The sequence below is a fragment of the Shewanella sp. YLB-07 genome (genome assembly GCF_009377275.1).
In genome coordinates this window covers 281,047-300,823 of record NZ_VOQB01000004.1, presented here as the reverse complement: position 1 = coordinate 300,823, position 19,777 = coordinate 281,047, and the positions used below count along the sequence as shown (strand labels likewise).

The window sequence follows — 19,777 nt, the reverse complement described above, 5'->3', positions numbered from 1 at the left end:
TATTGCGCTCTCTATAACGACAAGCTTATAACGACTTATTTATAACAAGAAACTTATAACATGAAGTTCGCTATGGTCTTCTGAATACCGACCACATCTGTGCCCTTTTTGAGCTCTTTGACTAGTGGCTTGTCTTGACCCGATATCCACAGCTTTAGCTCAGAGTCCATATCGAAGCGACCCGCAGTTTCCACCTCAAAATGCGTGATAGCCTTGTAGGGGATAGAATGATAGCTGACCTTTTTGCCGGTCAATCCCTGCTTGTCGATAAGGATGAGACGTTTATTGGTAAATACAAACATATCGCGGATCAGCTTATAAGCTAATTGCAGTTCTTCGTTGTCGGCCAAGATTGGACCTAGCTCGTCGGCAAGTTCTTCGAGGTTAACTTCCGAAGCGTTGCCCATCAATGAATCTAATAATCCCATTTATTCTTCCTTAAAAAAGTGTGCAATATGATTTTTCTGGTATCGTTTGGCTCATCACCATCAAGATAACATAATACCAATTTCATTAGATATGTTAAGGGCACCTCTGCAGGCTTAGCTTCAGCTAGGTATAGAGACTAGAGTGACACCATATCGCCCAGTGCATAATGTCATAGGTAGAAGGATCACTGAAACACACATCTAGCTTATTGGCTGAATAGCTAAAATGCACGTTCATGTCTGAGGAGTCTCGGGGATGACCAATAGAGCGACCATCTTGTGGCGGATTATCCATGTAACGCATGGCGCCGTAGCCCGTCTTGAGCTTGTCCCCTATCTGCCAGGTAAATAATATAAAAAAACTGATTAAGAGGTTTAGTATATTAACTACAACCTAGATATTAGAGTAAGACGGAATCGATAAGCCACTATTTAGTGGCTTATCTGTGCCAGCTAGGTCTTAACAAGCATTAGATCACAAGGCATCTTCTTAATAACGTCTTTAACTGGTGATAGAAACAGTTGATATATAACGTTGCTAGACTTATGGCCCATAACTAATAAGTCTGGTTTGTATTTCTCAGCTACGTCTAGCAAGGTGTTATCTATATAACCAGATACAAGCAAATGCTTATAAAATGGATATGGGTGTTCGGCCATTAATAATTTCATCATCTTAACTGATGTGTCGTGTTCTTCCTGCTCTATCGTATCCAGATCAACTTCTAAGATACCGTTATATAACTTATGCAAATCAAAATCGACATGAATAACTGTTAATAGCGCGTCTTTCTCTGCTGCTAGATCTATAGCCTTATCTAATACTTGCTTGAATACTGATCAAAGTCAATTGCAACCATAACGTGAATTTTTTTCATTTACTTCCCCTTATCCAAAAATCAATTCTGTTCCAATCGTGATACCTAAACCACCGACCAATAACCAAGCAAACAACACACTAGCTAACAATATAGGCTTTATCCCAACACCTCTAATCTTCGCTATATTGGTATCAATGCCTAGTGCCCCATTGCCATGGTTAAGAAGAAGACAGACGATTTAGTTAATACCTCTACTATTTAAGCCGGTATAACATCAAATGAATTGATACCCGCCACAACAACAAACATGACAGCAAACCAAGGGATAGTGATTTTAGCTTTGTCTGAACCTGTACTCTTATCAGATTTAGCAAGATAAATACTTAAAGCAATAAGGAAGGGCGCTAATAGCATTACTCTTGTTAGTTTTACAATAACTGAATAATGCCTATATCCTGGCCTAATGCGTTACCAGCAGCGACCACTTGTGCGACTTCATGAATCGTTGCACCGGTATAGATACCCATAGTAGATTTAGCTATTTCTAAATATGGGTACATAAGCGGATAAATAAACATTGCTATAGTTCCAAAGATAACCACTGTTGCTACGGCTACAGCCGTTTGGTGTGGTTTAGCTTTTACTATTGGTTCCGCAGCTAAGATTGCCGCCGCTCCGCATATAGCAGAACCGGCCGCAGTTAACATACTGGTTTTTTTATCGAGTCCAAATACTTTAACGCCTAACCATGTACCGCCTATAAAGGTTGTAGCTATGATTAGAAGAGCAACAACCAAACCCGTTAACCCAACGGCTATGATCTGTTGAAAGGTTATAAAAAATCCGTAAAGAATAATCCCAAGCCTTAATAGCTTTTGCTGACTAAATTTTATCCCTGTATTACATGAGTTTGGAATCTGTTTTTGAAAGCAGTTACCTAAAATCATACCCATTACAATACATATCACTAATGGGCTTAGTTGATAATCTTTACAGAATTGAAGTTCAGCAAGGGCAAACGCTATCGCCGCCATTACTGCCGTTATTAAAACACCACTTAGATACTTCATTTATGACCCTAATAATTTCGTTAGCTCATAGTAGGGTTTCCCGATGAGTAATTAAAATTTATTTCATTCATTAACTCACATGTTCAATTTTACTTAACATTGTTAATGTTCATCAATTGATCGCTTAGTCAATAAATGTGGTGAATGTCTTATTGCACGACTATACGGATATATAGGAAGTAAACTAACGCGGGAGCTGTTACCAAGGAGCAATACATAGACCTTGCCTACTGTGCTTTGTACTCCCGATGAAAGATCACATATTTAATAGGCTTGGTATTATACCTCCACCACAAAGTTTAAGAGGAAACTTGCTACACTAATATTTCCTAATTTGGATATATTTTCAGTTAAATCAGTAGCTAATTCTTGTTGTTAGATAACTAAGATGAATGTGACACAGTCCCACTTATCAATGCCTAAAGACTATGAGCATAGGAATGGGTGAGCAGGAGATGCTTAATAAACTCAATTATTAGCATGCTGATGAAGTGTTTCTATAAATAAGATAAGTGCGGTCTTAGCCACTCATCTTATTCCAATAGCATTACTGCTACTAAAGGACAATTTGAGATCAGCCCCGACCTTCATTTGGTACCTGTCGATTTGCTCCAACCACCAGCATCAATAAAGTCACAATCAGTAATGCACCGCCAGCCATAGAGTTTCAGTCTCTGTACTGGTCCAGACAACCCTATGCTTGCAGTGGGCGGCAATATCGACATGATCACCCGCCTTCAGATGTACCAGCTCACCTTGCTCAAATTGCAACTTAGCTTCGCCCTTTAAGACCATCACCCATTCGCTACGGTCTTGATCGTACCACTGACCCTCAGGAGTCACATGAGCCTTAGAGACTATCCTCTCGATGAGTATTTTATCATTGCCACCAATCTGCTCGAAGGCCTCATCAGTCAGGTCCAATGGTATCTTGTCGAAAATATTACTCTTTTCCATAGACACTCTCCTCAAATATTTATGCTAACTCTTTAATTATTTCTTTTTAAGAGCGGCTGTTTAACCACTCCAGATTAACTCGTGCTGAGGGTGACAGCTTTGGTCACGCTAATCCCTAACCTCTTCGCTAACCGGCTCAAATTGGCTCTGTCTGTTTGCAGGCGCTTCGCCGCTGCCGACCAGTTTCCAGATTCCTGACTCAAGACTCGGGTAATAAGCTTGCGTTGAAACGTTTCCGTTTCCAGCTTGAGGCCTATACTCGCCCCTTTCTCCACCACAAGACCGGTCGTTAACAGCTCGGCATTTAACCCATTCGAGGCTGAAGATGACAACTTATCTTCAGAGCGTCCCACCGAGTCCACCAGTTGCTCGATATGCCTGATATCTATTCTCACGATAGCCTGGTTTCCGCGCCCTCTGGCTCTGAGAGCCGCCCTGCCAATCACGTGCTCCAACTCGCGGACATTGCCCGGCCAATCATAACGATTGAGTATGCTGATGGCCGAGGCATCGATTGTCAGCTGACGGATCCCCAATTTACGCCGGATCTGTTCGATAAAATACCCCGCCAGCATAGTCACATCTCCTTCTCTCTCTCTAAGAGCGGGTACTGAAATAGGATAAACACTTAGCCTGTGGTACAGATCGGCCCTGAACCGCCCCTCACTCACCTCCAGTTTCAGCTGCCTGTTGGTCGCCGCTAAGATACGAACATTGACCTGCTCGGTGGCATCTTTGCCCACGGGCTGGATCTCCTGGCTCTGCAGTGCCCGCAGTAACTTACTCTGTACACCTAAGGGAAGCTCACCAATCTCATCGAGAAAAATAGTGCCGCCATCGGCCAGGCTGAATTTACCGGTACGATTCCTATCTGCCCCGGTAAATGCCCCCTTAACGTGACCGAACAGCTCACTCTCGATCAAGTTTTCCGGCAGCGCAGCGCAATTAACATAGACGAGGGGCCCTTCTGATCGCGCCGATTGCCTATGTAAGGTTCTGGCCACCAGCTCCTTACCCACGCCTGTTTCACCTTCAATAAGAATCGAAAAACCAGACACCGCCACCATGTCGATCTCTCGCTTAAGCTTTAACATCACAGGGCTATCGCCAATCAGCTCGCCACCATCCTTAACCAGAGCTTCATTAGTCAACTCGGCAACCAGCTCCTGACTGTGCTGGGAATGGCTCTCCAGCTCTTGCAGTAGAATCGCCGTTTTTAGGGTCGCAGCCGACATGGCGGAGATGATGTCTAAGGTACGTTCAGGTAATTCATCGAACACTTCAGGCGTCATGCTATCTAAAGTCAACACCCCGATAAGCTGGTCATCGGCCAGCAGAGGCAGGCCCATGCAGGCATGAACCGGAAGGTCTCCAGCATGGGCTAACAGCATGCCGTCGTAGGGATCGGGAAGCACGCAGTCGGCGGCGAATCGCACCGGAGTGGATGAGCCACAGATAATTTCGAACCTGGGATGAGCCTGAATATCGAAGCGCCGCCCCAGGCTATCTTTACTCAGTCCCTGTTGGGCTAAGGGTTTTAACCTCTCGCCTTGAACGTGCAACAAGACCACGGCATCACAGCTCACGGTACGACGCACTGTGTTCAGTAAGCGATCGAAGCGATCTTTGGTGGTCAAACTGTTCGTCAAATCCAGAGCCAGCTCTATCAGGGCCGTCGAAGAGATATCTATCATGGTCATAAAAATTGCCGCACTCTTGTCTGCTCAAACGAGCCAAGTCATATGAAGTATAAAGTGACGATAGCACGCAAGCACAAAAAACGCATCATAAGAGTCATTTCGACTCAAACAAATAGAGTCAAAATGACTTATTAAGATTCAATAAATCAAATAAAGCATTGTAAATAAAGACTTTAAATACTTGGCACAAAATTGGCAATACTAAAAACATAATAGGTTCTATATCAGTTATTTGAACTAACTATCTGGCTCAAACACAGACTCAGATTTAAGGAGTTCCGCCATGTATGCTACTCACGCTAATGATTTTAGCTTCGCTCATGACACAGATCTTAGCAAAGATTCGCTCACCACTGACGCTAAGCGATTTAAGCTGGTATTGCACAGTGGCAATGCTGCCATGTTGATTGCGGTACTCGGTATGCTGCTGTCTATCTTTGTTGGTTATGTCCTTGCAGAGCAGTTTTCATTGTGGGCTCAAGTCGCCAGCCATATCACACTCATCTTGTGCGCCACCGCCATCAAGATTGGCTACGTCATGCGTTGTATCGGCCTTCATGGATTGGGAGCAACTCAGCTATGAGCCAAACCTTACATAAAATCAGCGAGCCTCAAACCAATCAAAATAAGAAGCAGCGGGGAAGTAACACACAAAAATTCAGTTTCAGGCTCTCTTCGACCGGGGAGGTCGAGCAGGTGTCTAAAACCAGAATGACCATGGAAGCCCCACTGTCTAAGATCACTAAGCTTCCAATTTGGGATCTGGCCTTTCGCCCTTGGTTTATCTCGGCCACAGCCTTATCTGTGGTCAGCTTGAGCATCTGGATCTTGTTCCTCCATGGCAAGATATCGCCTTTTAGCGCTGAAGGGATCAGTCCACTGATCTGGCATATTCATGAAATGCTTTTTGGTTTCGGCGCCACCATAGCCGTGGGGTTTCTGTTAACCGCGGCGCAGACCTGGACCAAAATTCGTAGCCTCAACGGCCTGGCCTTACTCCTGCTCACTAGCATCTGGTTAGCCGTTCGCGTCTTACTCTTAAGCAATTCCGTTAACCTGCAACTGTTGGCTATCGCATTGCAGGCTCTATGGTGGCTGGTGTCCATCAGCTATCTGACCTATATGGTCACTCGCGCTAAGAGTCGTCGCAATTATCAGTTTATCCCCCTATTGTCGGCCATGATGCTGCTGAACTTAGCGCTCCTGTTGGCAGATATCTTCGGCGATACCGAACTCGCCCTGCACCTATCCCGCAGTGCCATACTCATGTTTGGTTTGCTGGTTGGTATCGTCGGCGGACGCGTTATCCCCTTCTTCACCGAACGAGGCGCCGACGGAGCTCAGGTTAAGGCCACGCCATTAATCGACAAGTTACTGCCAATTGTGACTTTACTCGGTGTATCTGTGTTCTTTAGTGGCCACTTTATCGCCCTGCCATTCACACCAGCAGCCCTGCTTATCACCGCAGGAATCTTACATCTGCTGCGTCTATATTGCTGGGATCCCTTATCTACACGCAAGGTGCCCTTACTCTGGTCACTGCATGCCAGTTACTTAGCCCTGGGCCTAGGTCTGGTACTGCTAGGCGCAAGCTACTTGACCGACGCCATACGTTTCGCCGATGCCTTGCACCTGATAACGATAGGTACCATAGGCGGCATGATACTCGCCATGATAGCCAGGGTTTCTCTGGGTCATACGGGCCGAGCACTCAAGCCGCACGGCTCACTGAATATGGCCTTCGCTCTGATTTTATTTGGCGCTCTGACTCGTTTCATTCTGCCCCTATTTCAACAAGCCAGTTTGGGGTGGGACATAGCCGCCGCTTCTTGGGTCATCGCCTTCAGCCTGTTTCTGTGGCACTACACGCCTATCTTGTTTAGCGCCAGACACTAAGGATCCAAATTATCAAACCGTTTCACACACAAATTATGAAGTTCATTGATTAATACACTCAAGCTAAAACCTAAGACAATCACCCTAAGGGATGACACATATAGTCACCCATAAAATGAAGGATATTTAGATGTTATCTGCAAAACATATCGAACTGGTAAAAAGCACTATTCCCCTATTAGAATCTGCAGGCACAGACATTACCGAATACTTCTATCAGCGCATGTTCAAGCATAACCCTGAGCTTAAACACATCTTTAATATGAGTAATCAACGCAGCGGAGGCCAACCAGCAGCACTCTTTAGCGCCATCGCAGCCTACGCTAAAAATATCGAAAATCTTGCTGCACTCTCAGGGGCAGTCGAACGTATCGCGCATAAGCATACCAGCTTAAATATTCAACCCGAGCACTACCCGATTGTGGGACACCACCTGCTAGCCACACTACGAGAGCTTGCACCGGAGGCGTTTACCGCCGAAGTCGAAGAAGCTTGGGCCGCAGCCTACGGCGTGTTAGCCGGGATATTCATCAACCGTGAAGATGAGCTCTACCAAAAAAATGCCAATCAAGTCGGTGGCTGGCTCGGCGCAAGACAGTTTAAGGTGATAGAGAAACGTCAGGAATCGGCCCTGGTTACCAGCTTTATATTTGCTCCAGTCGATGGCGAGCCCGTGGTAGATTACCAAGCCGGTCAGTATCTGGGCATCAAGGTAGAACCTGCCAATCATGAGTACCGGGAGATGCGTCAATACTCTCTGTCAGACAAGCCCAATGGCAAGACTTACCGCATATCGGTAAAACGTGAAGATTCCAGAACGCCTGACGATAAGCCGGGAACCGTGTCCAACTACCTACATGACCAAGTGCATGTGGGCGACGTGCTGGATATATTCCCACCGGCAGGTGATTTTCATTATGTGGAGCGTAACGAACCTGTAGTACTTATCTCGGCGGGTGTAGGTGTCACCCCCATGCAGTCTATGTTGGAGATGCTTGCCTCGAAAATGTGCGACAAGCCGGTATTTTACCTACATGCCTGTGAAAACTTAGCCCAACACTCTTTCAATGAGCGAGTACAGGCGCTGACAAGCGAACTCAAGCTGGCTCACCATACCTGGTACAGAGAACTCGATGGCAATGAGCAGGAAGCATTGAATTCACAAGGCAGTAGCGGCAGTGTCAACAGCCATATGGGCTTTATGAATCTTGTCCCCTTGAAAGCCGAACTGCCTCTGGATAAAGGTGACTTCTACTTATGCGGTCCGGTCGTCTTTATGAGCTTTGTCAAACAGCAACTCATCGAGTTAGGCGTCGAAGATACCCGCATTCATTACGAAGTCTTCGGTCCACATTCCGATTTATAAGAATTGGTATAACCACAGCGATAAAGGTGACTCAGGAGGATGAAGCATCACGGTTAACAATGAGGATGGAATCTTAACCTAAACGACTGGCTGATAAACCCCGTGATACAGGTCTGTATCACGGGGTTTATTTTATTCAATAAACAAGGAATCTAAGCAAGCACCTTGGTTATCTCATCCAGGTGCGTATCTACCCAGGCTGAGCTTATCGGTCCCCAGGTACGAATCTTGTAATATCCCGAATTATTACGCTCTCCATCCTGTATAAACTGGCATTCGATACCGACATCGCTCAAGGCGGCTATCGAATCTTGCAGGGTTCTCCTTGGCATGCCAGTCTGTTTATTCAAAGAGAGTAAGTTATGCTGCTCACTGTCGATGGCGTGAGCGAGATAGAGCTTACGTAAAAATGCTTTTTTCTGTTTAGAGACTTCAATATCCACAAAAACACCTATTTTCCAGCTAGTGCTAATCAATTACCTATTGATAAAATAGCACATTATTAACGAATACTCGCAATGTGGATGGTTTCAGACAATTTTATGCAATCGTTTAAATTCCCCCATTAAATTGTTGTGAAATATGTCTGACCTAGAGTATGTTGGCGGGATCCTGATATAGTGATTTTCTAATAATAGGCACAAATTGAGAAGAGATGGATAATTCGACTGATTCGGCCAATGCTACCAACGAGGCTACAGATAATGCTTCAGGCAATGCCTTCGGGACTCTGCAAACCTCTGAGCGAGTTGCAGACGAAATCTCTCCCCAAGAGCATGAATTACCCAGACAGACTCAAGCCGAGTCCGACTGGCTTAGCTTCGATCAAATCCCGTTAACTCCAGTGGATCCCCGTCATTACACTCAGGTCTTATGTGAGACCATCATAGCGACACTGGTTCTTTTCAGTGTACTGTCGGTATTTATCATCTTCGTCGCTGAATTCCCTATTCAGGTCGCTTTGCCTGTGCTGTCTGTTTTAGGCTTGGCCTTTAGTGTCATCACCTGGTTACGTTATGCCCATGCTAAGTCGATTGCCTTCGCCGTATGTGATCACGAGCTATTGATGCAAAAAGGAATTATTTGGTTTAAACGTATCTCCCTACCTTATACCCGACTGCAACATATCAGTCTGTCTCAAGGCCCCTTGGAGAGAAAGCTTGGCCTACATACACTAAAGTGTTTCAGTGCCGGTAGCGGCAGCGCTGAGATAGAGCTGCCAGGTTTAGAAAGCAGGACGGCCGAAAAACTCAGGCAGCATCTGCTGGCTAAGGCAGGTATTGCCAGTCAAAGCGGTAATCCAGGCCCTAGCATAAATCACTCCTTTGACACTTCGCCAAAGACATCCCTCAAAACTTCCCCCGATACTTCTCCTGATACACATCCTGAAAGACAAGAATCGAAACCAGCCAGCCTCACGACAGAAAGTGAGCGCTAATATGCACAAGAGATTCGCACAATGGTCAGGACTCTCGCCCTGGTCGATAATCAGCTATACCTTAAATACGATTCGGTTAGTAATAACCAACGGTTATGCCATGATTCCTGTGGTCTATACGGGGTGGAAACAAGGTTTTAACTCCCCCTGGGTCATAGTGGCAGTTGTCGGTGTTGCCCTCGCGGTACTCGTCTATGCCATCGTTCAATGGGCCATGTTTCGTTATCGCTTATATGAAGATAAACTCGGGGTTCGTCAGGGACTCATTTTTAAGAAGACCCACGAGATCCCCTTGAGCAAGATACAAAATGTGCGTCTGGAACAACCCTTCTATTTCAGGCCCATGGGACTCTACAGCTTAGTCGTGGAGACAGCTGGTTCCAAAGAAGATGAAGCCGTACTCGCCGCAGTAAACTATCGCAAGGCAATCCAATTAAAACACAAGTTGGTTAACCCTCTACTTCCCACACCCATAGATGATTTTGAAGCTGATGCAGAAGATAAATATCAGGCTAATAATGCAATAGGAAATAGTGCCGAAATCAATGGCACCGTATCTAATGGCAAGCTTGACAGTAAAAACCCCAAGACCAGAAGCGAAAGCTTAGTTCGCAAAGATTTAAAGCAACTATTGTTGTTTGGCTTATATCAAAATAACTTGTTTTGGTTTGCCATTATCGCCGGTCCAATCATAGGGCAATTTGACTGGTCGCAACTTGCCGACACTCATCTGGCTCAATCGGTGTGGCACTGGTATGAGCTAACTATCAGTACCAATGTACTTTATCAAATCGTATTGGCTAGCCTCTTATTCATTGGCTTCTACTTGCTATTGTCATTGATCTCTATGGCCGCATCAGTTCTCAAATATTATCCCTATCACCTGAGCAGAGATAGCAGCACGCTACACAGGAGTGGCGGTATTATCGCTAAACAGAGTGATGCCCTGGCCCTACAACGAATACAGGTCATACGATTCTCACAACCCATCATAGGCAGACTACTCAAGCTGTGGACCGTCTATTTCAAGCAGGTAAAAGGCACGGAAGTCGAACAAAAATCCCAACGCCATATGTTAGTGCCCAGCATGACTCGACAGACCGTATCTGCGCTACTGAAGAATATGAAGGGCATCGAAGCTAAGACGACTGAGCTTCCCAAACACTATAACCCCATACATTTTGGCTGGTACTGGCGACGCGCCCTGGCCCCGCTTATCGTGCCAGCGGTCAACACCCTAGGTATGGGACTCAACCCCATAACCGAATTAATGTGGTTGATAGGTTTAGGCTTTACTATTGGTCTCTATTTACGATATCGACAATGGGGCTACTTCTTAGATGGCAATGACTGCTGGATCCACACAGGCATGCTTGGCCATAGCTGGCACCTCATTGCGCTAAAAAAAGTACAACACGTCGCTATTATTCAGACTAAGGGTCAGAAAAGAAAAGGCCTGGCGACACTTGAACTCGGTCTTGCAAGCGGTACTCAGACCATCCCTTATTTGCCTCTGAATGATGCCAGAGAAATTGCCGAGCGCGCTTTAGCCATAACCGGTCGCTCTCATCAAAATTGGATTTAAATGCACTAATTTCTAAACCCTAGAACCTAGAACCTAGGAACTGAATGCTAATACATAGGAGAATACTCTTGAACACAAGTGAACAAGCACAGTTACATACACAGTCACAGACGATACAGATGACACCTGAAACGATTATCAATTTTTGGTTCGACGAGATAGAGCCTAAATCTTGGTGGGTGAAAGATACTGAGTTTGATGCACTGATAAAACAGAGATTCGGTTTGCTCGTCGAGCAAGCTAAAGCTGGGGAGCTCTATCATTGGCGCGCCACACCCCAGGGGCGACTCGCCGAGATTATCCTACTGGATCAGTTTTGCCGCAACATACACAGAGATACACCACAGGCCTTCGCATCGGATCCCTTAGCGCTAGCCCTGGCCCAGGAAGCAGTGGCACATGGTGCAGATACCGAACTCAAAGCCAAGCAGGTACCCTTTCTATTTATGCCTTACATGCACAGCGAGTCTAAGAAAATCCATGAGATTGCCATGATACTGTTTAGCAGAGAAGCCGCAGCGGGTAACTTAGAGTTTGAGCGCAGGCATAAGGTGATTATCGACCAGTTTGGCCGATATCCACATAGAAATGAGATCCTTGGACGAGAATCGACTCCAGAAGAAGTAGAGTTTCTGTCACAGCCAGGATCAAGCTTCTAATCACTTGTAGAATAACAAGTGAGGAAGTATTTCTAAGGTTGGGTTCATTTACCGGTAATTTTGTAGCCTAATCTGTAGAGCACCATAGCCGTATTGGTACTTATTGCTTGCAGCATGCCTAAATGCAGATACTTCTGTGAGACGCCGCGAGTACAGTCCCTGTAGTCTCTGCGATGACATCCTTGTCATCGAAGCTCACAGCCGAATCTACATAAACTATGATTTCAGGATTTCCTTACCTTCGATTTAACTTCTACTTTACAGTAAGTTAAATCGAAATTTAGATTAGTGGCAGGTAAATATCTGTTATCAGTTCATGCTCTGCCACTTCGGGGAAGAAGTTCTGATAATGGAAGAAACAGTGAAAGTCTCTTAGAGACTCGCCGCTATCCGGTAACCACTGGCCATACAGATAATGAATCTTGGTATTTCATACCAATCCCGATAGATGTTTGCTCACTTCAAAGCTCTCTCAGGGCTTTCGCTTCAAAGCGCATTGTTGAAAAAATGGTTGTTCCCTTTATGAGGCAATGCAAAGCAGAAGGGGATGTCCTGAGAAGCTCACGTAGTGCGGCTGATGTTAAAAGCAAAGGAAAAGCACTCTATACTGCGTACGTGACTTTCGATATAGAATAACTATTAGCTTCAATCCACTCACTTGCCTATAGCGCTTTTAACTCCCGCTGAATGAGCAACTACTTATCGGGATTGGTATAATCATCATGTGAATCCAAATGCCTGATGACGGCGCAGCGGCCTGCAGGAATGGTTTTGTTGATAATCCCCGAAGCGTTATCTGGCACCTCATGCAATACCGAGCCTGCTATATCAAACCTAAATTTATCAGCTGGAACTGATTTAGGGTCTTCATAGATTAGCCCGAACGTTTGGCTCTTCGTCACAGGCTATAGGCCAGTCTGCTTACGTCAGGCTATAAACTTACCGGCAGATACATTAACCAGTTCGGGGGCGCCCCTATGCTCGAATACCGCTATCTTAGTCTCAGCAAAGTTGACGATATCGACGCTAACGTCTAAATGCTCTGCCTGTTGTTTCTTATCCATCTTACTACCTCCAAATTGATACTTAGAGAAACCAGCAAACAGGCTCAGATGTTCAACTGACAAGTCTTCATCCAAATTTTTATGGATATAATCACAGACCCGCTTCATCACCTTAGCGTAACTGTCTATTTTTGCTTTCGACTGCATAATAAACTCGGTTCCCATCAAACTTTCAAGATGGCGGGCTCCACGATAAAGCTCACTCATCGCACACTCAATACTACACGCCCTTCTGAATATGAGGCTAGTATGCAGATGACACCGAAGGCTTTCCTGACAGATATTGCTCGAGTCAGTATCAGTCAGGAAATAGCTATCAGTGACGCTTCAAACGACGATCCCACTTCCCTTCGGCTTGTGAACTGCACTTTTCTTCGGTATCAAAACTGACCTTACTGGTTAAATCACCTACCTTAATAGCCACCTTGGCGAATTCCTGCTCAATGAGCCCGATGAGGTACTCATCCTGTTTATTGGCAATCGCATCGGATAACTCAGCATTGGTATTAAATACACAGACAATTTTGAGTGACTGAGGAAACTTGTCGTAATTAACCAGATGAGTGATCCACTCAAAGCCTTCGACATGCTCCAGTGCCAGTTCACAGACATGAGTCAGTGATACTCTCAGGCTATTTTCAATCTTCTTATCCGACTTTCTCATCTCAGTTTCACCTTAATCATTTCCATCTTACTTTGTTTATCTCAATCTCACAGGGAGCACTAGCCAGTACTTTCTGAGGTATTTATGCATTGGCTTGAGTTTACAGGAACTATTACCTATCGGCATAAGAGGATGTCAGTTAGCAGCTTATGGCTAAGCCAAGAAATGGGGCAAGGAAAGGGGAAAAACAGAAGCAGAATCTACAAAAAAGTTCCGATCTGCCAGTCGATCAAGGTGGCATTGCCATCATTATCACAAAGCCAGATTCTGGCTCTGGTCATCGGCTTGAGTAGGCCGACTTCCGACTCGACTTTAGACCAATCTTCATAGGTGAAATGCTCACCATTGATCAATAACTTATTCAGACTATAAGGCGTGATCAGAGACTCTTGAGTCCCATCATCTGTGTCTATGGTGAAACCAAGCTGGGACGCATCTCGCCAGTAAAAGACTAAAACCCCGGTCCAGGAGGTCATATGATTAGGCTCACAGGCAAAGTCTGCCGGAGGACGAAGACGTCCTCCGGCTACTACCAAGAGCGAAGTAAATAATATGAGGACAGCAATCAATGCTGTACCCATCACCGTAAATAACTTACTAATATCGAACATAACTTATTACCAACGATAGCTCCCACTAATCATATCCATGCGTTCAGACTGACGCTCTGTAAACTCAAACATGCAACCATCATCGGTGTAATTCATAAAGTTTTCTATGGGATCATCTCCTCCTTTCCTACAGGTGTTACGACCTGTGGGACAACCGTAGGCGGGGGAACGCTCAGCTGCAGTATCAGACACCAAGTCACCAGACTTACTACAGCCACCTTGGAAGGTATGATACAAACCGAGCCAGTGGCCCACTTCGTGTGTTGCAGTATCCCCTTCGTGGTATGGTGCAGCACTCCCACCAGGCATAGACTCATTAAGAATAACGACTCCATCGTCAAGAGGGTCGCTTGCGTAGCTAGTGGGGAAAGTAGCCCACCCCAATAAACCGCCCCCCATATTGTTAGCATAAATATTTAATGCACTTGCTCCTCCTTGACGTAATGCACTTTTCATAGATGCTTCGGCACTACTATTAGGACCTGCTATATACCAACTATCATTTGCTGTTAACGTCGTCTTAACCAAGTCGAATACAAATTTAGTATCGAAGCCGCCTTCACCATTGCCAGCAGCAAAAGCCTTATTCAAAACCTCGATTTGCTCATCTACTTTATTAGTCACATCACCGCTGCCAGAGGTACTGGTTATCACATGAAAATATACAGGGATGATATTCCCTACAGGCGTATAAGATAAAGAGCCACCACCGCCACTACCTCCATTCCCACCACCATTACCATTACCTCGCCTAAGCAGAGATTTTAAGTGCTCATTAAGCATTTTAACTTCCCTATCTGAGGGCGTTCGCGTTCCGCAACGTTTAAAAGCGGCATTAGGGTTGGCGTTATCCCAACCGTTACCACCCGGATTAGGCCCTTCAGCCATAGATTGCGGCACGGTTAAGAGTAGTAACCATACCAATAAAAATAGTGACCTAAACATCTTAAACCTCCTGGGAGGCTTTACCCTCCACTGATTCATGTGACTAATATAAACAACTCATTCAAATTTCTCTTTCGAATAAGCCTTTCAAACAGCTAGCTCAACAAAAGGTTAGAAATAGAAGATGTGAGTGAATAATTGCTTACATAGTTAACTTGTCATGTCTAAATTATAACCTAAGAAAAAATGGCTGAAGCTTTGATGGCATCACTACTTAGCTCATTTCAGACTCAACAAATACTTAACTAGATAAATTGATTATTTAGCTCTCTCCTCTCCTAATATCTACTCCGCCTACTTTTTACAACTCATCGATTCACACATTAGCTGCGCGCATCTTCCTCTCGAGTAAACTGACTATCTGTACAGTCAGTAACATGATCTGATCCTGAATGATTCTTCGCTCTAATTTGGCATTTTTAGAGTTATCACCAGCGATGGCTCTGAGTTCCTCTTTTAATTTTTGTAACTGTTTTTGTATGCGTTTTATCTGTCTCTCTATGATCGACAAGTCTTCGTCAGCCCTTGAGCCATTTTTGAGTTTATGAGCATTTAGGCCATGCAACAGCTCACCTATGTAGGTTCCTATGGCTCTTTTGTGATCTAACTGACTTTGCTCTACTCGCTCAGCATTAAGTGCGTATTTAGCAGAGTCAGAGATTGAAACACTAATTTCAGTGGTACGTCTTTCTGATGAGAGGGCAGATGAAAAACTTGAGGGCTGAGAGAGAAAGGCAGGAGAGGTGAAACCTATAGAATTAGGCTTGGTAAAGTTTAGATATAGGCCCTCCAGCCCGATAATCTTCACATAAACCTCTAACCTGAATGTAAACTGATATCTAAGCTATCGACAGGGTAATAATTAACTGGAGGGGTATCATTAGAGCATTACCTTCTATAAAAAAAGCCAATAGCTTGTCTCGTTATGACAACTCATTTCTGCAGGGAGTTATAGCAATCGGTTTTAGATAAGGAGTCCCCAAAAAAGCAGCCTGCTTGAACTTGTAATCGTTAGCATGAAGGATATTACAATACTTTCCAGAGCCATTGATAAACTTCCATCTTATTTGGATTTTCAGCATCAGCTAGCGGGTAGATTTAAAGGCCTGTGCGCCATATATTAGAGGCTAATGCCTTCGATTGACGTTGCCGTCATAAAAGTTAAGCTCGCCAATACGAGTCTCAACTTTATTTGGGGTCACGATCTCTTCAGGGATCTTCTGGTTAAAACCAGGGGTGACATCTTTATCTGGTGACCCATACCTGACAGCGCTGATATGATACAAGTACTTAGCAGTGCTGCTTTAATAAGCAATTGGGGACTATTATGCAGACAAAGATTTAACATCGCGGGTTTTCTTCTCCATTAAGCTCATCAAGACGCCTGTGAGCTCTAAAATCTGATCTAGTATGAGTTTACGCTCGTTATCCGCTGCTTCAGAGCTATCGCCTTCCAGCTCTTTCAAGCGCTCTTGTAGCTCTTCTATCTGCTCTTTAACGCGTTGGATCTGCTTGTCGATGGGAGACATCGCCTTCTCCTCTTCCATCTCCTTCGCCTGCTGAGCAGATTCGGAGTGCTTACCGTGCAAGGTGCTGCCCATGTTTGAGCTTAGTGCCTTTTCTGTATCCGCAGATTTACTACTAAGTGCTTTGTCTTCATTGAAGGCCTCTTTACCTTCCTCGGAAATGGTAACCTTATCACTGGATTGAGCCGAACTTGCATGGCTAAGCGCTGAGGATATAGGTGTTGCTACTTGTGGTGCCGGTCCTGTAGAAAACTGGACATCTAAGGGTCTCTTACCCGCAATAATATTGAGTGTTAATCCATTAATGTTCACCGTTTACTCCTGTAACGTCAAATGTCAGATCTTAAAGTTGAGTGGAACTTGTATTTGCTGTACTTACTCTAAGCATACAGATTATCGACACATATAAGATTAACTAAAGGCTTGTTTTCAGTGTTTTACTCTAAAAATAGAAATTAGTTCAGTCAAAACCTGAGGCATTGTTAAATTAACGAGGATTCACAAGTCTTAGCCGATTTAGTGGCAGTAAAGCAAAGAGGCGTATCCTATGGATACGCCTCTTATTGGCTTATGTAACTCAACCTACATACCAATTGGTATAAGGTTTCTAGCCTTTAATAGTGTAATCCCCTGTTGTTGATAGGGTCACTGTAATTGGAGAATCTGTTTTGTTTTTCCAATACCAGCCATGTGCACCAGCGAATGGCGTAGTCAGCGAGCCTTTCACCTTATCTGATGTAGTAATGGAGAAACTCTCGAAATAACCTGTGGTATCGCCCTTGGGCTCTCCGTGGAAATCAAAGTACAACTCCTCACCACCAGTGCTCCACTCATATTTTAAGTGAACAAACTCATCCATCAGTAACTTATACTCTAAGCCTTTACCCGCAGGGATATTAATTTTAACAGTATCGCTTCTCACCCCAGGAGTTTGGCGAGCTTGAGCTATCTCGCCAACACTCGGGGCATTAGCAATTTCTTTACTATTAACAGGCGCAGTTTGTCCAAAAGCAAAAACAGTCTCGCTACCGCTCACCGCGACCTCAGGAATCACACTTGCCGCTTCAGCTATCTGAGTTAATCCCAACGCCTTACCTATGCCAGTTGGATCGATATTGTATTCGGCAGGCAAGATAGCAGTAATTAAGACAACAGCTGCAATCGCCGAAGCTGCGACACTGGCTTTGACTAAGGTGGCACTGGAGTGCACCGGAATGCTATTGAACAGGGTTTCGTTCTGATTTATTGAGTTTGGTTTATCATTGGTTTTCATAATTATTCCTTAAGCTTATATCTGTTTATGATGTTTAATTGAGTCTGTTAGCTAACAAAAAATCCCGTTAACTGAAAGCCAACTAACATCAGGCCACCACTCATCAACAAGGTATTAGCTGCTGTTGAAAATTGCAGGTAACTCCTGTGTCGCCGCCAGAAACTCATCAAGATAAGTACCACTCCCAGAGCTAGGAACTGACCTATTTCCACCCCAACATTGAAAGCTAGGATATTGGGAACCAGGCCTTCCTGTGGCAGATTAAACTCCTGAATTTTGGTGGCTAAGCCAAAACCATGGAATAAGCCGAAGATCATCACTGCAGCCTTAGTATTGGGCTGAAAACCAAAAAACCGCTTAAAACCTCCCAAGTTATCGAACCCTTTATAGACGATAGAGAAACCAATAATGGCATCGATAAGATAGGCATTAACTCTAATGTCACTCAGTACACCAAACAACAAGGTGATACTGTGGCCCAAGGTAAACAGGCTGACATAGAGCAACACATCTTTACTTCTAAACAGGAAGAAAATCACCCCGACAAGAAATAAAAGATGATCGTAACCGGTAACCATATGCTTGGCACCGATATAGATGAAGGGCAGAATCGATACCCCTTCATTTTGAGTTAAAAATTGCTTGGTATCTTCATCAACCCCGTGGGCCGATAATGAAAAAGAAGCAAACACCCCTAAGAAAACCACGAATAAGGTCATAACGTTAGTCATAGTACCAGTCATGGTTTTGGCCAAATGATGACTCATTACACATACTCCAAAATAATATTTAAATCAGTTGAATAGCACTCAGCCCTGGATTGTAGAATCCTAAATTTTGGAGCAGCATGAGTGCCTAAACAAATTTGAATTAACGTTTTTACTCGCAAAAATAGCGAGGTATCACGCTAAGAACATGAAAAAACTAGGTATGTGGAGGGGGAATTGGCGGCGCGTAGCGACAATTAAGGTATGAGATATCATCATAGATAAGGATCTCAGATTCAAAAAAACTCGAAATCAATATTGGTTCTTCAGGCGGATGAGACGGAGTATGTGAATGATTGGCATGCTCATGCTCTGCTTCCGCATTTACTGCCAACTCTCCATCTAAAATAGTGAGTACATTAGTCTCAAAATCAAAAGATACTGGCTCTGTGGCATTAAACGCTATAGGCCCTTGATGATGGGCGTCTTGGTCATTTGAAGTGTAAGAAACTGGTCTATTAGGGGATTCACTATGACTGTGATGATGGCTAACATTTTTCCCCATAGGATGCTCGCCACTGGGGTATTGCACAGAGAAAGCCGAACCGATTGCGAAAAATTGACACAGTAAAACCACCAGCACAATGGCCAATGTTAATTTTGAATGCCCCTTAACGGGCGATATTTGGGTGTGCAATAACATCTTAGTATTAAGCAGGAACGACTCCAATACGCTTATTCATATCATATCTGTGTAAAGCTGTAGCATTAAATCAGATCCCCGTACAAACATCCAGCCGAAGGCATTTACTCAATGGTGCCTGATTCGTTTAAATACTCTCCGATAGTCGACAAGTTACCAGCTGTCAACTGTTCCTAGTAGACAGTTATTTTAAGTAGTCGCTTCCCTTATGTTAACGAGATGTTTCAACCCGATCTTTCAAAATCACTATATAAACAGTCAATTAATGAAAGATATTGCAGAAATAATTAGCCAAAACTCGCCAGTAAAAGTGCTTAGTTCGAGAAGTTAAGTGCTTACGCTGACAATGAGATTCGGTCAATAA

The 19,777-nt window shown here is 44.3% G+C and carries 21 protein-coding genes and 2 pseudogenes; 6 read left to right on the top strand and 17 right to left on the bottom strand.

All coding sequences use genetic code 11. From position 1 onward, the window contains the following. Positions 1-53: 53 nt before the first annotated feature. The 5 genes and pseudogenes from FS373_RS10925 to norR all read right to left on the bottom strand — a co-directional run bounded on the left by FS373_RS10925 (position 54) and on the right by norR (position 4,976). On the bottom strand, positions 54-428 hold the full coding sequence (locus FS373_RS10925) for a PH domain-containing protein (protein ID WP_144045119.1): 375 nt from the start codon (positions 426-428) through the stop codon (positions 54-56). A gap of 453 nt (positions 429-881) precedes the next feature. Beyond that, positions 882-1,247, bottom strand: a pseudogene (locus FS373_RS32730) (universal stress protein); the annotation flags it as partial. Between the two features lie 260 nt (positions 1,248-1,507). Beyond that, positions 1,508-2,283, bottom strand: a pseudogene (locus FS373_RS10915) (YeiH family protein). 675 nt (positions 2,284-2,958) lie between these two features. Then, entirely contained in the window at positions 2,959-3,276 is a 318-nt protein-coding gene (locus FS373_RS10910; RefSeq protein ID WP_144045118.1) for a cupin domain-containing protein, read from the bottom strand. Positions 3,277-3,350: 74 nt separating this feature from the next. Then, positions 3,351-4,976 (bottom strand): nitric oxide reductase transcriptional regulator NorR, encoded by a 1,626-nt coding sequence (gene norR / locus FS373_RS10905; RefSeq protein WP_152829427.1) that lies wholly within the window; start codon positions 4,974-4,976, stop codon positions 3,351-3,353. Positions 4,977-5,259: 283 nt separating this feature from the next. Here norR and FS373_RS10900 point away from each other — a divergent pair, with 283 nt between their 5' ends. The 3 genes from FS373_RS10900 to hmpA all read left to right on the top strand — a co-directional run bounded on the left by FS373_RS10900 (position 5,260) and on the right by hmpA (position 8,238). Further along, positions 5,260-5,559 carry a hypothetical protein gene (locus FS373_RS10900; RefSeq protein WP_144045116.1) on the top strand — a complete coding sequence of 100 codons (300 nt, stop codon included), beginning with the start codon at positions 5,260-5,262 and terminating at the stop codon, positions 5,557-5,559. Further along, entirely contained in the window at positions 5,556-6,872 is a 1,317-nt protein-coding gene (locus tag FS373_RS10895; protein WP_227992680.1) for an NnrS family protein, read from the top strand. Before FS373_RS10900 ends, FS373_RS10895 begins: the two co-directional genes overlap by 4 nt. Positions 6,873-7,002: 130 nt before the next feature. Further along, positions 7,003-8,238, top strand: coding sequence for an NO-inducible flavohemoprotein (gene hmpA / locus FS373_RS10890; protein WP_144045115.1), 1,236 nt, complete (start codon positions 7,003-7,005; stop codon positions 8,236-8,238). A 152-nt stretch (positions 8,239-8,390) separates the two neighbouring features. Here hmpA and FS373_RS10885 read toward each other — a convergent pair whose 3' ends face one another. After that, entirely contained in the window at positions 8,391-8,681 is a 291-nt protein-coding gene (locus FS373_RS10885; protein ID WP_144045114.1) for a winged helix-turn-helix domain-containing protein, read from the bottom strand. Between the two features lie 212 nt (positions 8,682-8,893). On the opposite strand from FS373_RS10885, the gene FS373_RS10880 reads away from it, so the two are divergent. From FS373_RS10880 to FS373_RS10870, 3 genes are all read left to right on the top strand, one after another. Further along, the gene (locus FS373_RS10880) at positions 8,894-9,676 is read left to right on the top strand and encodes a PH domain-containing protein (RefSeq protein ID WP_152829425.1); all 783 of its coding nucleotides are present in this window, start codon (positions 8,894-8,896) and stop codon (positions 9,674-9,676) included. A gap of 1 nt (position 9,677) precedes the next feature. Continuing rightward, on the top strand, positions 9,678-11,261 hold the full coding sequence (locus FS373_RS10875; protein WP_152829424.1) for a PH domain-containing protein: 1,584 nt from the start codon (positions 9,678-9,680) through the stop codon (positions 11,259-11,261). Between the two features lie 119 nt (positions 11,262-11,380). Next, positions 11,381-11,920, top strand: a complete 540-nt coding sequence (locus tag FS373_RS10870; protein WP_152829515.1) for a DUF924 family protein — start codon at positions 11,381-11,383, stop codon at positions 11,918-11,920. A 280-nt stretch (positions 11,921-12,200) separates the two neighbouring features. Here the strand turns inward: FS373_RS10870 and FS373_RS10865 are convergent, their stop codons facing one another. From FS373_RS10865 to FS373_RS10820, 11 genes are all read right to left on the bottom strand, one after another. Beyond that, positions 12,201-12,332 carry a GyrI-like domain-containing protein gene (locus tag FS373_RS10865; protein ID WP_227992715.1) on the bottom strand — a complete coding sequence of 44 codons (132 nt, stop codon included), beginning with the start codon at positions 12,330-12,332 and terminating at the stop codon, positions 12,201-12,203. Positions 12,333-12,615: 283 nt separating this feature from the next. Next, positions 12,616-12,822, bottom strand: coding sequence for a GyrI-like domain-containing protein (locus tag FS373_RS31950; RefSeq protein WP_322619483.1), 207 nt, complete (start codon positions 12,820-12,822; stop codon positions 12,616-12,618). Positions 12,823-12,846: 24 nt separating this feature from the next. Further along, complete coding sequence (locus FS373_RS31945; RefSeq protein WP_227992679.1) at positions 12,847-13,191, bottom strand: hypothetical protein; 345 nt, start codon at positions 13,189-13,191, stop codon at positions 12,847-12,849. Positions 13,192-13,300: 109 nt separating this feature from the next. After that, positions 13,301-13,648: a Fis family transcriptional regulator gene (locus FS373_RS10855; RefSeq protein WP_144045109.1), complete on the bottom strand. Its 348-nt coding sequence runs from the start codon at positions 13,646-13,648 to the stop codon at positions 13,301-13,303. Between the two features lie 200 nt (positions 13,649-13,848). Further along, positions 13,849-14,259 (bottom strand): hypothetical protein, encoded by a 411-nt coding sequence (locus FS373_RS10850; RefSeq protein WP_144045108.1) that lies wholly within the window; start codon positions 14,257-14,259, stop codon positions 13,849-13,851. Between the two features lie 6 nt (positions 14,260-14,265). Next, positions 14,266-15,204, bottom strand: a complete 939-nt coding sequence (locus FS373_RS10845) for a zinc metalloprotease (RefSeq protein ID WP_152829423.1) — start codon at positions 15,202-15,204, stop codon at positions 14,266-14,268. A gap of 316 nt (positions 15,205-15,520) precedes the next feature. After that, positions 15,521-16,012, bottom strand: coding sequence for a FlxA-like family protein (locus FS373_RS32565; RefSeq protein ID WP_144045107.1), 492 nt, complete (start codon positions 16,010-16,012; stop codon positions 15,521-15,523). A 517-nt stretch (positions 16,013-16,529) separates the two neighbouring features. Beyond that, positions 16,530-17,042 (bottom strand): hypothetical protein, encoded by a 513-nt coding sequence (locus FS373_RS10835; protein ID WP_152829422.1) that lies wholly within the window; start codon positions 17,040-17,042, stop codon positions 16,530-16,532. A 295-nt stretch (positions 17,043-17,337) separates the two neighbouring features. Beyond that, positions 17,338-18,003 (bottom strand): hypothetical protein, encoded by a 666-nt coding sequence (locus FS373_RS10830; RefSeq protein ID WP_152829421.1) that lies wholly within the window; start codon positions 18,001-18,003, stop codon positions 17,338-17,340. Positions 18,004-18,050: 47 nt separating this feature from the next. Beyond that, complete coding sequence (locus FS373_RS10825; protein WP_144048829.1) at positions 18,051-18,746, bottom strand: HupE/UreJ family protein; 696 nt, start codon at positions 18,744-18,746, stop codon at positions 18,051-18,053. Between the two features lie 181 nt (positions 18,747-18,927). Beyond that, the gene (locus tag FS373_RS10820; protein ID WP_227992677.1) at positions 18,928-19,407 is read right to left on the bottom strand and encodes a hypothetical protein; all 480 of its coding nucleotides are present in this window, start codon (positions 19,405-19,407) and stop codon (positions 18,928-18,930) included. Positions 19,408-19,777 lie beyond the last annotated feature (370 nt).

What these genes read in the sequence shown, in the direction of transcription:
- FS373_RS10925 (WP_144045119.1), bottom strand. Translation starts at nt 428, where the DNA reads ATGGGATTATTAGATTCATTGATGGGCAACGCTTCGGAAGTTAACCTC.
- FS373_RS10910 (WP_144045118.1), bottom strand. Translation starts at nt 3,276, where the DNA reads ATGGAAAAGAGTAATATTTTCGACAAGATACCATTGGACCTGACTGAT.
- norR (WP_152829427.1), bottom strand. Translation starts at nt 4,976, where the DNA reads ATGACCATGATAGATATCTCTTCGACGGCCCTGATAGAGCTGGCTCTG.
- FS373_RS10900 (WP_144045116.1), top strand. Translation starts at nt 5,260, where the DNA reads ATGTATGCTACTCACGCTAATGATTTTAGCTTCGCTCATGACACAGAT.
- FS373_RS10895 (WP_227992680.1), top strand. Translation starts at nt 5,556, where the DNA reads ATGAGCCAAACCTTACATAAAATCAGCGAGCCTCAAACCAATCAAAAT.
- hmpA (WP_144045115.1), top strand. Translation starts at nt 7,003, where the DNA reads ATGTTATCTGCAAAACATATCGAACTGGTAAAAAGCACTATTCCCCTA.
- FS373_RS10880 (WP_152829425.1), top strand. Translation starts at nt 8,894, where the DNA reads ATGGATAATTCGACTGATTCGGCCAATGCTACCAACGAGGCTACAGAT.
- FS373_RS10875 (WP_152829424.1), top strand. Translation starts at nt 9,678, where the DNA reads ATGCACAAGAGATTCGCACAATGGTCAGGACTCTCGCCCTGGTCGATA.
- FS373_RS10870 (WP_152829515.1), top strand. Translation starts at nt 11,381, where the DNA reads ATGACACCTGAAACGATTATCAATTTTTGGTTCGACGAGATAGAGCCT.
- FS373_RS31945 (WP_227992679.1), bottom strand. Translation starts at nt 13,191, where the DNA reads ATGAGTGAGCTTTATCGTGGAGCCCGCCATCTTGAAAGTTTGATGGGA.
- FS373_RS10855 (WP_144045109.1), bottom strand. Translation starts at nt 13,648, where the DNA reads ATGAGAAAGTCGGATAAGAAGATTGAAAATAGCCTGAGAGTATCACTG.
- FS373_RS10850 (WP_144045108.1), bottom strand. Translation starts at nt 14,259, where the DNA reads ATGTTCGATATTAGTAAGTTATTTACGGTGATGGGTACAGCATTGATT.
- FS373_RS10845 (WP_152829423.1), bottom strand. Translation starts at nt 15,204, where the DNA reads ATGTTTAGGTCACTATTTTTATTGGTATGGTTACTACTCTTAACCGTG.
- FS373_RS10830 (WP_152829421.1), bottom strand. Translation starts at nt 18,003, where the DNA reads ATGAAAACCAATGATAAACCAAACTCAATAAATCAGAACGAAACCCTG.
- FS373_RS10825 (WP_144048829.1), bottom strand. Translation starts at nt 18,746, where the DNA reads ATGACTGGTACTATGACTAACGTTATGACCTTATTCGTGGTTTTCTTA.